This window comes from Myxococcus sp. AB036A (genome assembly GCF_006547355.1).
GTDB classification, from domain to species: Bacteria; Myxococcota; Myxococcia; order Myxococcales; family Myxococcaceae; genus Myxococcus; species Myxococcus virescens.
This window is the reverse complement of sequence record NZ_VHLC01000167.1, coordinates 1-11,602: the sequence shown is the minus strand read 5'-3', so window position 1 is coordinate 11,602 and position 11,602 is coordinate 1. Positions and strand designations below refer to the sequence as shown.

10 protein-coding genes and 1 pseudogene are annotated in these 11,602 nt (G+C 69.2%); 6 read left to right on the top strand and 5 right to left on the bottom strand.

Annotation, left to right across the window (positions count from 1 at the left end):
- On the top strand, nucleotides 1-846 hold an 846-nt coding region (locus tag FL344_RS36830), incomplete at its 5' end, for a ThiF family adenylyltransferase (protein ID WP_228565636.1).
- Between the two features lie 4 nt (nucleotides 847-850).
- Here the strand turns inward: FL344_RS36830 and FL344_RS36825 are convergent.
- Nucleotides 851-1,834 (bottom strand): PD-(D/E)XK nuclease family protein, encoded by a 984-nt coding sequence (locus FL344_RS36825; protein ID WP_141621789.1) that lies wholly within the window; start codon nucleotides 1,832-1,834, stop codon nucleotides 851-853.
- A 96-nt stretch (nucleotides 1,835-1,930) separates the two neighbouring features.
- On the opposite strand from FL344_RS36825, the gene FL344_RS36820 reads away from it, so the two are divergent.
- The 3 genes from FL344_RS36820 to FL344_RS36810 all read left to right on the top strand — a co-directional run bounded on the left by FL344_RS36820 (nucleotide 1,931) and on the right by FL344_RS36810 (nucleotide 4,412).
- A complete protein-coding gene (locus FL344_RS36820; RefSeq protein ID WP_141621788.1) occupies nucleotides 1,931-2,758 on the top strand; it encodes an SDR family oxidoreductase in 828 nt (275 codons plus the stop codon).
- Nucleotides 2,755-4,029 carry an A/G-specific adenine glycosylase gene (mutY, locus tag FL344_RS36815; protein ID WP_228565634.1) on the top strand — a complete coding sequence of 425 codons (1,275 nt, stop codon included), beginning with the start codon at nucleotides 2,755-2,757 and terminating at the stop codon, nucleotides 4,027-4,029. The genes FL344_RS36820 and mutY overlap by 4 nt, the downstream gene beginning before the upstream one ends.
- A 158-nt stretch (nucleotides 4,030-4,187) precedes the next feature.
- Nucleotides 4,188-4,412 carry a DUF2934 domain-containing protein gene (locus FL344_RS36810; RefSeq protein WP_141593346.1) on the top strand — a complete coding sequence of 75 codons (225 nt, stop codon included), beginning with the start codon at nucleotides 4,188-4,190 and terminating at the stop codon, nucleotides 4,410-4,412.
- Between the two features lie 70 nt (nucleotides 4,413-4,482).
- Here the strand turns inward: FL344_RS36810 and FL344_RS36805 are convergent, their stop codons facing one another.
- The gene (locus FL344_RS36805) at nucleotides 4,483-5,322 is read right to left on the bottom strand and encodes an FRG domain-containing protein (RefSeq protein WP_194863396.1); all 840 of its coding nucleotides are present in this window, start codon (nucleotides 5,320-5,322) and stop codon (nucleotides 4,483-4,485) included.
- A 71-nt stretch (nucleotides 5,323-5,393) separates the two neighbouring features.
- Complete coding sequence (locus FL344_RS36800) at nucleotides 5,394-6,485, bottom strand: hypothetical protein (protein ID WP_141593348.1); 1,092 nt, start codon at nucleotides 6,483-6,485, stop codon at nucleotides 5,394-5,396.
- Nucleotides 6,486-6,624: 139 nt separating this feature from the next.
- Between FL344_RS36800 and FL344_RS36795 the strand changes: the two genes are divergently transcribed.
- Nucleotides 6,625-7,224, top strand: a complete 600-nt coding sequence (locus FL344_RS36795; RefSeq protein ID WP_228558419.1) for a hypothetical protein — start codon at nucleotides 6,625-6,627, stop codon at nucleotides 7,222-7,224.
- A 64-nt stretch (nucleotides 7,225-7,288) separates the two neighbouring features.
- Here FL344_RS36795 and FL344_RS36790 read toward each other — a convergent pair whose 3' ends face one another.
- Entirely contained in the window at nucleotides 7,289-9,205 is a 1,917-nt protein-coding gene (locus FL344_RS36790) for a HEAT repeat domain-containing protein (RefSeq protein ID WP_228565633.1), read from the bottom strand.
- A gap of 257 nt (nucleotides 9,206-9,462) precedes the next feature.
- Between FL344_RS36790 and FL344_RS36785 the strand changes: the two genes are divergently transcribed.
- On the top strand, nucleotides 9,463-10,644 hold the full coding sequence (locus FL344_RS36785) for a hypothetical protein (protein WP_141593350.1): 1,182 nt from the start codon (nucleotides 9,463-9,465) through the stop codon (nucleotides 10,642-10,644).
- Between the two features lie 67 nt (nucleotides 10,645-10,711).
- Here FL344_RS36785 and FL344_RS38790 read toward each other — a convergent pair.
- Nucleotides 10,712-11,602 (bottom strand): annotated as a pseudogene (locus FL344_RS38790) (hypothetical protein); the annotation flags it as partial.

Sequence of the window (11,602 nt, the reverse complement as noted above, 5' to 3'; positions counted from 1 at the left end):
GCCCCTGCCCCTGAGACTCCGCCCACCGCCCCGGACTCGCTCGCGCGTCCCTTCAAGCTCTCCCGGCGCTTCGACCGGACCGGCCGCCTGCTGGGCGACTCCGCGATGGAGCGGCTGGCCAACGCGCGCGTGGTGGTGTTCGGCCTGGGCGGCGTGGGCAGCTTCGCGGCGGAGGGCCTGGTGCGCAGCGGCATTGGCCACCTGACGCTGGTGGACCATGACGACGTGTGCGTCACCAACACCAACCGCCAGCTCCACGCGACGGTGAAGGCCGTGGGCAAGCCCAAGGCGGAGCTGATGGCGCAGCGCTGCCAGGAAATCAACCCGGCGGCGAAGGTGGAGGCGGTGCGCGAGTTCTACCGCGCGGACGTGGCCGAGCAGATGCTCCAGCCGGGCCAGTACGACTTCGTCGTGGACGCCATCGACAACGTGAAGGCGAAGCTGCACCTGCTGCACCGCTGCGTGACGCTGGGCGTGCCGGTGGTCAGCTCCATGGGCGCCGCGGGCCGGTTGGACCCCACCGCCATCCGCGTGGAGGACCTGTCCGAGACGCACATGGACCCCTTCGCCAAGGACATCCGCAAGCTGCTCAAGCGCAAGTACGCGGTGGAGACGGACAAGCACACGGGCATCACGGCCGTGTACTCCATCGAAGCGCGGCGGCTGCCGGTGACGCTCCAGTACGACGACGCCACCGACGGCTTCCTGTGCGTGTGCCCGCAGGACAACGAGTTCCACACCTGCGACCACCGCACTCAGATTGACGGCAGCGTGGCCTTCGTCACGTCCTGCTTCGGGATGAACGCGGCGGGCGTGGTGGTGCGGCGGCTCGCGTCGGCGCGCTAGGCGCTCAGGCCACCTGCTGCGGCTGGGGCGCTTCGGGCGCGGCGCCCTCGCGTCCGCAGGGACGGCGGAAGACACACCGCGCGCAGGACGTCAGCGACTCCGTGGGCGGAAACGCGGACGCGTCCAGCGGCGTGTTGGTGGCCGGGTCCTTCAGCAGCGAGCGCATCTTCGCCACGCTCTGCTCGAAGTGCCGGCGGAAGGAGGCCATGGCCTCCGGGTCCACCGCGACGTCCTGCTCCTTGCCCTCGTTGAGGTACACGAGCGAGGCGCGCACCTTCTCCACCGGGAAGCCGTAGCGCTGGGCCACGTAGAGCGCGTAACCGAGCACCTGCTCGTCGTACCCGTCGCGCGACTTGCCCGTCTTCCAGTCCACCACCACCGGCGTGCCGTCCGCGTCCACGAAGGCGAAGTCGGGAATCGCGAAGACCTTGAGGCCATCCAGCGTGAAGTGGGCGAAGTCGAAGCCCGCGTCCACCTCCAGCCACTGCTCGGGCTTGAGGCTGTGCGCCAGCTCCTTCCAGCGCGAGGAGAAGAACCACGACAGCGCGGAGCGCACCGTCTCCCAGTTCTGCTTCCACGCCTCGTCCGGCACGGCTTCGGCGTACTCGTGCTCCACCAGGCCGGTGAACTGCTTGCGGTACTTCTGCGACCAGTAATTCTTCGAGCGCGAGTGGCGGAAGTCGTCCTGCATCAGCTTGCGCGTGCGCGCCTCCACCGCCGCCGGGTCCACCTCGCGGCCCGCGCGCCAGTCCAACAGCACGTCCTTGATGCTCTCGTGCACCACGCTGCCGGCCCACGTGTAGCGGTTGCCCAGCTTCTTCAGCACGTAGAGCTCGCGTACGTCCTTGGGCGCGCTCGCCTCCCAGCCGCCCCAGGAGCGGTAGTAGTAGAGGTAGTACGCGCGAAGGCACTCGGAGAACTTCTCGTGGCGGCTCTTGGACCAGGAGAAGTCGTTGCTGAGAGGGGGGCGCCGCATGAAGGCGCGCATCCTAGGCGTTCGCCCGCTCCACCAGAAGGGGAACAGGCGAGGAAACAGGCCCCCGCTGGTCGCTGAAAGACAGTCCCCCCAGGCAACCGGGAAGGTATGGTGCGCGCTGGCATGAAGACCCAACCCTTCAAGGGCCGGGTGGTCCTCATCACGGGGGCTTCCGGAGGCATTGGCAGGGCGGCGGCCAAGGCCTACGCCGCCGCGGGCGCGGATGTCGTCCTGGCCGCGCGCCGGCTTCCCGAGCTCGAGGACGCGGCCCGTGAAGTGGCGTCACTGGGCGTGAGGGCACTGCCGGTGCGGTGCGACGTCACGGTGGGCGACGACGTGACGCGGCTGATGCGCGAGACGGACGCCGCCTTCGGTGGGCTGGATGTGCTCGTCAACAACGCGGGCCAAGGTCTCTACGGACCGCTGGAGGGCGTTGGGGAGGAGCAACTCCGGCAGGTCTTCGAGCTGAACGTCTTCAGTCTGTGGCGCGTGACGCGCGAGGCCCTGCCGCTGTTGCGCAAGCGGCGTGGCGCCCAGGTGGTCAACGTCAGCTCCGTGCTGGGCCACCGGGGACTGCCGCTGCTGGGCGGTTACTGCGCGTCCAAGGCCGCGGTGAATGCGATGACGGAGTCGCTGCGCGCGGAGCTGGCCGCCGAGGGCATCCAGGTGCTGCTCGTGTCGCCCGGCTTCACCGAAAGCGACTTCCGGGAGAACCGCCTCCATGCGGAGGGCTGGCGACAGGACGCCATTCCGCTGAAGGCCATGTCCGCGGAAGAAGTCGCCGACGCGATGGTTCGTGCGAGCCGGAGTGGACGGCGCGACACCGTGCTCACGCTGCCCGGCTGGGTGATGGTGGTGGCCAACCGGTGGGTGCCTTCCCTGTTCGACCGTGTCGCCCGCCGCATGGCGGTTGCTTCAAAGAAGAAGGACGCATGACCTCCCGCAGTCCCCGTGCCCCCCGCGCGAAGCCCGCGACAGAAGACGCGCAGGTGCCGCGCGAAGGCATCGTCACGAAGACGCGAGCTGCCGCCACGGCCGCGGCACCGTCCAATGAAGCACCCGCACGGAAGCCCCGCGCCAGGCGCGCCCCTTCCGCGCCGCTCGCGGCCACTGTCTCACCCGAGCGGGCGCACCTGGCCAGCGTGCGTGGGCCGCTGCTGGACTGGTACGACCGGAACAAGCGCGACCTGCCCTGGCGCCGCACCCGGGACCCATATGCCATCTGGCTGAGCGAAGTCATGCTCCAGCAGACCCAGGTGTCGACGGTGATTCCCTACTGGGAGCGGTTCCTCGCGCGATTCCCCACGGCGCGCGCGTTGGCCTCGGCACCGCTGGATGACGTGCTCGCGGGCTGGAAGGGCCTGGGCTACTACAGCCGTGCCCGCAACCTGCACCGCGCCGCACAGGAAGTCGTCGCGCGCTTCGGCGGCACCCTGCCGTCCACCGCCGCGGAGCTGCTCGAACTGCCCGGCTTCGGCCGCTACACCGCAGGCGCGGTCGCCTCCATCGCCTTTGGCGAAGAAGCACCGCTGGTGGACGGCAACGTCGCGCGCGTCTTCTCTCGCATCTTCGAGGTCGAAGGACTTCCAGGAGACCGCCAGCGAGAGGCCACGCTGTGGGCACTCGCCACCGCGCTGGTGAAGGGCGAGCGGCCCGGTGACTTCAACCAGGCCCTCATGGAGCACGGCGCAACCACGTGCCGGCCAGAGAACCCGCTTTGCCTGCTGTGCCCCGTGCGAGGAGCCTGTGTCGCCTTCCGCAAGGGCCGCGTGGACGAGCTGCCCCCCGCCAAGGTGCGCGCCACGCCCAAGAAGCTGACGCTGGCCGTCGCCGTTTGGCCCCATGCCGGCACCCTCCTCTTCGCCCGCCGCGCGGACGCCGGACTCTTCGGAGGCCTGTGGGAGCTGCCGGCCGCCGAAATCGCCGACGACGCGCCGGACAGCGAAGCCCGTGCCCGGCTCTCCGCAGCGCTGGGCGTCGACGTGATTCTGGAAGGCGCGCTGGGCACCGTGAAGCGGCAGCTCACCCACCGAGACCTCTCGCTTCGGCTGCTGCGCGTCTCCGGCCCGCGCCGGCCCGCGAGCACGCCCGCCTTCCAGGAGCTTCGCTGGTGCGCCCCTGATGACGCGGGGAAGCTCGGCATGAGCACCGCGATGCAGCGAGCGCTCGACCTCGCGCTGGAAGCGGGCGTGCTGCCAGGCGGCTGAAGGCCCCCACGTCGGCCCCGCATCCGCCGCCTGTCCGTCGCTCGACACAGAGGCAGTCCTCCTGTCGCACTGACAACCCCGGCCCCCCGCATGCCGGTTCCTTTCAGCATCGACGCGCCCCAATCTCCGCGGACTCTTTCCACCGGAGGAATCCGAGCATGGCACGCCACACCGCCAACAAGCAGACGGGGCCATCTTCCAGCAAGCCGCCTGCCCCCTCGGCCCAAACCAGGCCGCAGGCTCCGGAGTCGCGCCCCGGCCCCACCAACGAGCAGATTGCCCGCCGGGCCTACGAAGTCTTCCTGGCCCGGGGCGGTACGCACGGCAACTCCGAGCAGGACTGGTTCCAGGCCGAGCGCGAGCTTCGGCTCGGCCGTCAGTGACGGTCCGCTGACACACGGGCGTGCCGTCGCTGAGCGCAGGCCGAGCTCGGCGGCGGACCGCCAGGCCCACTCACCTCGTCACGCGCCGCCGCTTGCGCTCCGGGGGCGCGTCCGAGGCGTGCGCGGAGGCACGTGGGCCGTAGTAACGCCGCAGCCAGCGGCTGAGTCCATCGAAGCCAGGGAAGAGCACGCGCTCGGTGATGTTGCTCTGGTCCAGCTTGTCGCGCACCTCCCACTTGAGCGCGGCGGGGATGATGAGCTTGCGCACGCCATCCGCCTGGGCTTCGAGGAAGGTGTCCAGGCGAAGCTCGGGCCCGTTCATCACCGAGAAGAGCGCGAACTGATTCACGATGCGGGCGTCCAGCGACGGTGGCTCCAGGAAGAGCACGAACGGGTGCTTCGCGAGCTGGTCGAAGGTCGAAAGGTCCGACGCCGTCGTGGCCAGCATCTCCCCCGTGAAGACATCCGCGCCTTCTCGCTGGAGCAGCGTCTTCAACCGCCTGGGAAGGTGACGATTCGTCTGGCGGTAGTCCACACACCACACCGCGCCGTCCTCTCCGTACCACTCCGGGTTCTCGGTGAGGAAGTGGAGCGCCACATAGGGGCTGAAGGTCCAATCCAGCATCCGCGTGGGCAGCCCATGATGCTGGGCCAGGGCGAGCCAGTCCCAGACTGACTCCACGGGCTGCGGGCTGTAGCTCCGCGCGTACTTCCGGAAGGCCCTCAGCAGGTCCTTCTCCTTGCGCACGAACAGCCCCTTGCGATTGAGCGCCGTGGACAGGTCGTTGGTCACCTGAGGCATGCCACGGAAGACAAAGGTGGACCGGTGACGCCCCAACACCTCGCTCCACGACCCGGCGAAGAGCGCGTCCTGCAGCTCCAACCATGTCCCGATTCGCTGTTCCAACATGGCCCAAAACCCCCGCGACACAATAAGCATCGCGGCGGGACGGGCCCGCCCAGGACCGGGGCCGTGGCCGCTCAGTGGGGATTCACGGTGTCAACGGAGGGACGCTCGGCGGAGAGCGCGCTCCGGAGCCGCCGCTGCGCCACCTTGAGCTCCTCCAGGATGCGCTCCGCGTCGATGACCGAGCGCATCGCCAGCCCGCAGGCGGGCGTCAGCACCACCGTGGACACCACCTGCGCGAAGGTGAAGCCGGCGGGCAGCGCCGCCTTCAGCGTGGCCTCCACCGAGTCCACCAGCTCTCCTACCTCGTAGGTGGACGCCAGGTCCGTGGGGATGATGCCCAGGCTCAGCGTCGCGCCCGCGGCGAGGAAACGCTCCAGCGCGGCCCCCGCCTCCACCATCGCGTCCAGCGACAGCCGCACGTCCAGGGAGAGCAGGTCCGGCTGGACGTCCAGCAGCGCGGCCCAGTCCGTGTTGCCGCAGCAGTGCAGGCCCACCAGCGCGCCTTCGCGCTGCAAGGCCACCACCAGCAGCTTCAGCTCCTGCATGGCAATCAGGTGCCGGGGATTCGTGCGCTGGAGCGCGTAGAGCCCAGGCTCATCCAGATAGAACAGCGGCGTGGTGCCCGCGCGGCGCAGCGCCTTCACCATGGCCAGTGAGCGCGCCAGGGACAGCCGGTACATCGCCTCATCCAGGCCCGGCACCTCCAGCGCGGGCTGTCCGTCGGTGGTGCGCGCCACCGAGCGCACCGTGAAGGGACCCGCGAGCTGCGCCTTCGCGAAGGCCAGCTTCCGCGCCTCCACTTCCCACAGGAAGGGCCGCCACGCCCGGCACGCCTCGGGTGAGGGCTCGAAGGCCTCGAACTGGCCGGACTGGAACGCCGCCTCCAGCCGCGCCTCGAAGGCAGCGCGCCCCGCGTGCCAGGCCGCGAGGTCCACCGTACACAGGCCTTCCTCATCGAAGGCCAGGCCCGGCAGCCCCTCCAGGGCCGCGGGAATCATCAACTCCGAGGGCTTGCCCACTGGCAACTGCGGCAGGAACGGAATGTCCAGGGCCAGCGCGGCCTGGAGCCCCAGCTCCACTTGCGTGTGCGGCAAGCTCCCGATTCCGGTGGTGGCGCAGGCAGGCAGCAACTGGACGGCTCGGCGGATGTTCGGCGCGCTCATGGCGCGGACTCTATCCCCTCCCCGGCCTTCCGGTGTGGCTGCCCATCCCCGATGCGCCGGGTTCCCGACCTTCCCGTCCGGCAACAACGTTCCACCCAAGAACCGGGAAGCACCCCGGCGGACAAGGGAGGGGGCATTCATGAACAGGCGCTGTGGATGGGGGACGGGCACCCTGGCGGCGGCATTGCTCGCCAGTCCCGCCGTCGCGGAGACGCCCCGCGCCGTCAAGGCGCAGCCCGCCCCGGGCTTCGGGGCCTCCGGCCTGACGGTGCGCAGCGGCGTGACGACCTGGTCGGGCAACGTGGGCAGGGAGACAGGCGTGGGCGCGTTCCTGGCCCTGCTGGGGGAAGTCCCCATTGTCTCCGGCGTGGGCCTGGAGCTGGGCTACGAGGGCTCCGCCAACGGCTACGCGGAGCCCCGGCGCGGCACGCTGTGGCGGCACAACGGCGGCCTGCTGGCCAAGGTGGGCCCCACGCTCTTCTCGCAGTGGAAGCCCTTCATCGGCGCGGGCGCGGGCGTCAGCTACTTCCACCCCACGCCCATGGACGTGGGCACCGCCTTCGAGAAGGGCTGGGGCGCGGAGGTGCCACTCGCCGCCGGGCTCGAGTACCGGTACAGCGGCGTCACCGCCGGCCTGCGCGCCACCTACCGCGTGCTCGTGGCGCGGGACTTCGCCCCCAGCAGCGCGGACGTCGGAAACCTCTTCAGCGCCGACCTCAGCCTGGGCGCGCGCTTCTGAGCCGCCCTGCACCGGTTTCCGGCGCGACGGGGCGCGACTCACGGCCGGAAGAAGGCGGAGGGCCTCAGGGGCCGGTATTGGCGGACACCGCCTCGAGGAACCCCAGGGCCGCCTGCCGGATGCTGGCGTTGGAGTCGTTCTGACTGGCCCAGGCCAGCAGCGGGCGTACTTCGAGCGTGGTGGTGACCCGGGAGCCCAGGAACTGGACGAGCTCCGCCCGCAGCCCGTCCGATGGGTCCCCCCGCAGCGCCTGCTCGAGCGCAGGCAAGAGCGGGCCCAGCGGACGGAAGCTGGCGGCGAAGACGACGGCCTTCCGGACCTCCGGCGAAGGGTCCCCGAGCAGCCGCTGCGCGAGGAGCGGGTCCACCGCCGGGTCAACCAGCAACCGGAGCGCCTCCACCGCGGCCTGCCGCACCTGGGGGGCTGCTTCGCGCAACCCCTCTTCGATGTAGCCGAGCGCACGGGCGTCCCGTGTGTTCCCCAGCGCCCGCATCAACAGGGCCTTCTCCTCCACCGAGTTCGACGAACGAAAACGCGCGCCCAGCTCCTGGACGAGCGCCTCCGAGCCCCGTGCGTCCTGGGCCCCCATCCGCATGGCCACGTTGCCCAGCGCCAGGGTCGCGGTGTCCCTCAGCTCCGGCTGCGTGTCACGGGCGCGCGCCCGGAGCGCCTCCACCCCCTCCGGAGTGGGCGCCTCCGCCATGCCCAGGGCCGCGACCGCGTCCGTACGGACCGGTACGGACACGTCGCCATCCTCGAGGATGCGGGAGAGGGCCTGAATCGACTCGGTCGTGCTGGCCGCTGACAGCGCGCCCAACATCGGGCTGGCTGCGAGCGGCTCCAGCCCCTCATGCAGCACCCCTGGCACCTTCAGGGCCTCCGCGGGCTCCAGCACGAACAGCGCGCGCAGGCGCTCCATCGCAAGGGTCCTCGCGTCGTCCCGCGCCTGCTCGTCCTTGGGCAGCGCGCGCAGGTCCCCGAGCATGTCCTCGAAGCGGCGCCCGCCCAGAATCTGCCGGTGGTGAGCCTGCGGGTCCTGCGCCTGGCCCTGGATGCTGGCCAATGGGACGGTGGTCAGGCGGTCTCGCAGCGCGGTCAGCGCACCCGGCAACGAGGAGTCCCGGCTCCGCCCCAGCAGCCGCAAGCGCAGCCGCAGCTCGTGACTCGCCCGGGGCATGCCGTCTCCCGCGTCCACCTCCAGTTGCTCGCTCGCCACCAGCGCCTCCGTCCACAGGTCCGCGCCCAGTTGGAACCGCGAATCGGTGCGCACCTCGATGCGGAGCTTGTCCTTCGCGAGCGGTTGAAGGCCCTGCGCGGTCGCCACATGGGTATAGGCCAGCTTCGACTTGGAGAAGTGCAGCGGCTCCTCCACGCGCCGGTACGCGGCGTCGTACTGGCCCGTGGCGTCGTGCTCCTCGCTCTGCCAGCCCGCTCCGGGGACGCCCTGCACCACGAACTGCGTCGCCGCCACCACCGAGCGGAGCAGTCCCTGGGCCAGCACGTCCGTGCCCGTCTCCATGTGGACGAGCCGCGCGGCCCCCGTGCGCTCCAGCGTCACGAAGAACGGGAGGGAGAGGCTCCCCATCAGCATCTGCCGCTGGTCCGGTGACAGCGCGTCATGCCCCTCGACGTCGACAGAGACATTCTCAGGCAGCAGGCTCACCCGTGCATCGACCCGCGTGTCGTTCGCGCTGACGATGCCCACTCGCCACTCGCCCTTGAGGTGAAAGCGCATGGACGGCGGCGCGTCGCCTTGCGGCTGCGTCTGTTTGAACGCCACCTGCTGCGTCACATCCAGCGAATACCGGTACTCCGAGCCCGGCACCCAGGCCCGCGTTCCATCCACGCTGGCGCGCGCGGGCTCAGGCTCGGACTGCGACAGGGACGGATGAAGCGTCGCAGTCGCGCGCGAGGGTTCCGAAGCCGGATTGGGGATGGCCGCCTCCGTCCGGCTCCACCACCATGCAGCGGAAAGTCCCAAGACAAGAAGGGCTGCCAGCGACAAGGCTTGACGACGCTTCGGTACGGGGCGCATGGCGCCAATCGCTAGCATGCATCAGGGGGGTTCGCCTAGGGGCTGGCCGCCTCAAGGCAGACAACAGCCATCCCCCTGCACACAGCGACCGTCCAAAACCTATCCTCTATGGGTATGGCACGATTGACACTCGCAGTGACATGCCTGTACTGAGCCTTCTTGATTTCGGGCTCTGTTTGACTGCCCCCGAAAGGACACCGCACATGCAAAAGCCGAAAGCGACTTTGGGTTTCGCAGCGCTGTTGTTCGCAGTGGTGGCTTCGCAGGCCGCGCAGGCACAGGTGCCTGCGTATGTCGACCCGGTCATCTACACGGTCAACCCGGATAGTTTTCCCGCCACGACCTACCCAACGGGCTATCAGCTCAACAACAACTATCCCTGGGAATCGACGTACCCGTTCTCACCTTCGTATTCGGCGACCGAGCAGCAAATCATCATCAATGACGAGCTCGCGCGGACGGGCGGCGAGCTGGGGACAGACCCGGTCGACGGCAGCCCGAACATCACCATCAACCAGGGCATCATTCCCGAGGCACACATCGAGAATGTGCAGCCCGCGGTCGTGGTGGCGACGGAAGTCACGCCTCCATCCAACGGCACCACCCCCTTCAGCCGCAGCTACTACCGGAAGAATGACTTCGGCAACAGCCTCTTCGGTGCGGGCTACATCATCGATGCGGCGATGACGGCGTCTCCGGCGACAGGTGTCGCGGAGAAGAAGGTCGAGGCCTATGCCGACGGCAAGGTCTTCGCCGTGGCGTTTGGCGCGGAGCGAGAGATTGTCCGGGGCCGCGCGGAGCTCACCGGCCAGCAGGGCGGAAACAACAGCGGCACCGCCCGGCTCTACGCCATGGGCCAGCAAATCTGGTCCGGAAACCTGTACACCAGCTTTGAAATCACGCCCATCAACTGGAGCCGCACGTTCTTCTCCGTCTCCAAGCGGTTCATGGTGGGACCGGTTCCAGTCTCCGTGGCGGCGTCCGTGGGCGGCGGCGTGAAGCTGACCGTCTCCGGGCAGGTGGGCCCGACCATCGCCAGGCTGACCACCGCCGCGGGAGGCTGGGCCAACGCCACCGCGTCCGCGGGGGTGGATATCATCGTCGCGGGGGTTGGCGTCGAGGGCAACCTGGTCCTCGTCAATGTCAGCCTGCCAGCCTTCGCCGAGCTGTTCTGGCCGTTCTACTCGCTCGACTACACGCTCCGGTCCAACCTGAACCTGACCGCGCTCTCCGGCAACATCAAGCTCTGGGTCCGGGTCGGCTTCTGGTTCCTCAAGAAGACGTGGCGCGTGACGATTGCCAGCTGGTCCGGCACCACCCAGAACTGGCCCCTCTTCACCCAGAATGGCTCTCTCATCCTGGGCATGGAGCCCATGGGCATGTGAGGCGTCGTTGACGCGCCGGGCACGGAGCCGCCTGCAAGGTGCTCCGGGCCCGGCAGGGCATCCGCCGCTATTCGCCCGCGGGGACGAGGATGTCCGGCACGTTGCCGCGCAGAATCATCCGGTTCATTTCGTCGACGTACTCGCTCTGGAAGCGCTGCGAGCCATTGAGGTAGCCCTGGGCGATGATGATGTTGGACGTGAAGTCCGTCGTCGCCGGCCGCACGTTGTAGGCGCGGGTGTACTCCCACTTCGTGTCCAGGGAGACGATTTCATCCGCCTGGCCGTGGCGATCCACGAGGCTGTCACCCACCCCGAGTTCACGGGCGCGCTTGAGCGTGCCGTCCGGCGTGACGAGCGGGTGCTCGGTGGTGACACGCAGCGCTCCGCCGGAGCGGGTACGGAAGGTGAGGATTTCCTGCTCCGTGGCGTCACGGTCCAGCGTGTAGTGCTCGACCCGGTTCTTCATGAAGGCGAGCGCGCCAAACGAGGCCCCAGGCGAGAGCGTCACCAGGTCCGTGCGCCCGGACTCCAGGGCCTCGCGGATGCCCATGGCTCCGTCGGACAGGAGGATTTTCTGGTCCGGCGTGTAGCAGCCGGGCTCGCATAGGCCATCCATCTGGATGTGCGCGGGCTTGAAGGTATAGGGGACGTTGTTCTGGATTTGCGCGCCCGTGTACGACGCCGTCGGCGTCCCAGACGCACCCGGCCCCTTCCAAGGCGAGTACATGTTGTTGGGGTCCACGTAGACGGGGTACAGCCAGTAACCCGCCGCCGCCGCGTTGAACGCCTCCATGGAGTAGGAAGAATTCCAGAAGCGCATGTCCAGCCCGCCCCATGCCGTGGCGCCATAGGGGTTTTGTTGCTGATAGCGCTTCGCCCACTTCTGGCGCCCCTCCGCCTGGTCCGCGTTGACCAGGTCATTCGAGCACCGGTAGTTCGCGGGGAACCAGCCACCACC

What these genes read in the sequence shown, in the direction of transcription:
- FL344_RS36825 (WP_141621789.1), bottom strand. Translation starts at nt 1,834, where the DNA reads ATGCGCGCCTTCATGCGGCGCCCCCCTCTCAGCAACGACTTCTCCTGG.
- FL344_RS36820 (WP_141621788.1), top strand. Translation starts at nt 1,931, where the DNA reads ATGGTGCGCGCTGGCATGAAGACCCAACCCTTCAAGGGCCGGGTGGTC.
- mutY (WP_228565634.1), top strand. Translation starts at nt 2,755, where the DNA reads ATGACCTCCCGCAGTCCCCGTGCCCCCCGCGCGAAGCCCGCGACAGAA.
- FL344_RS36810 (WP_141593346.1), top strand. Translation starts at nt 4,188, where the DNA reads ATGGCACGCCACACCGCCAACAAGCAGACGGGGCCATCTTCCAGCAAG.
- FL344_RS36805 (WP_194863396.1), bottom strand. Translation starts at nt 5,322, where the DNA reads ATGTTGGAACAGCGAATCGGGACATGGTTGGAGCTGCAGGACGCGCTC.
- FL344_RS36800 (WP_141593348.1), bottom strand. Translation starts at nt 6,485, where the DNA reads ATGAGCGCGCCGAACATCCGCCGAGCCGTCCAGTTGCTGCCTGCCTGC.
- FL344_RS36795 (WP_228558419.1), top strand. Translation starts at nt 6,625, where the DNA reads ATGAACAGGCGCTGTGGATGGGGGACGGGCACCCTGGCGGCGGCATTG.
- FL344_RS36785 (WP_141593350.1), top strand. Translation starts at nt 9,463, where the DNA reads ATGCAAAAGCCGAAAGCGACTTTGGGTTTCGCAGCGCTGTTGTTCGCA.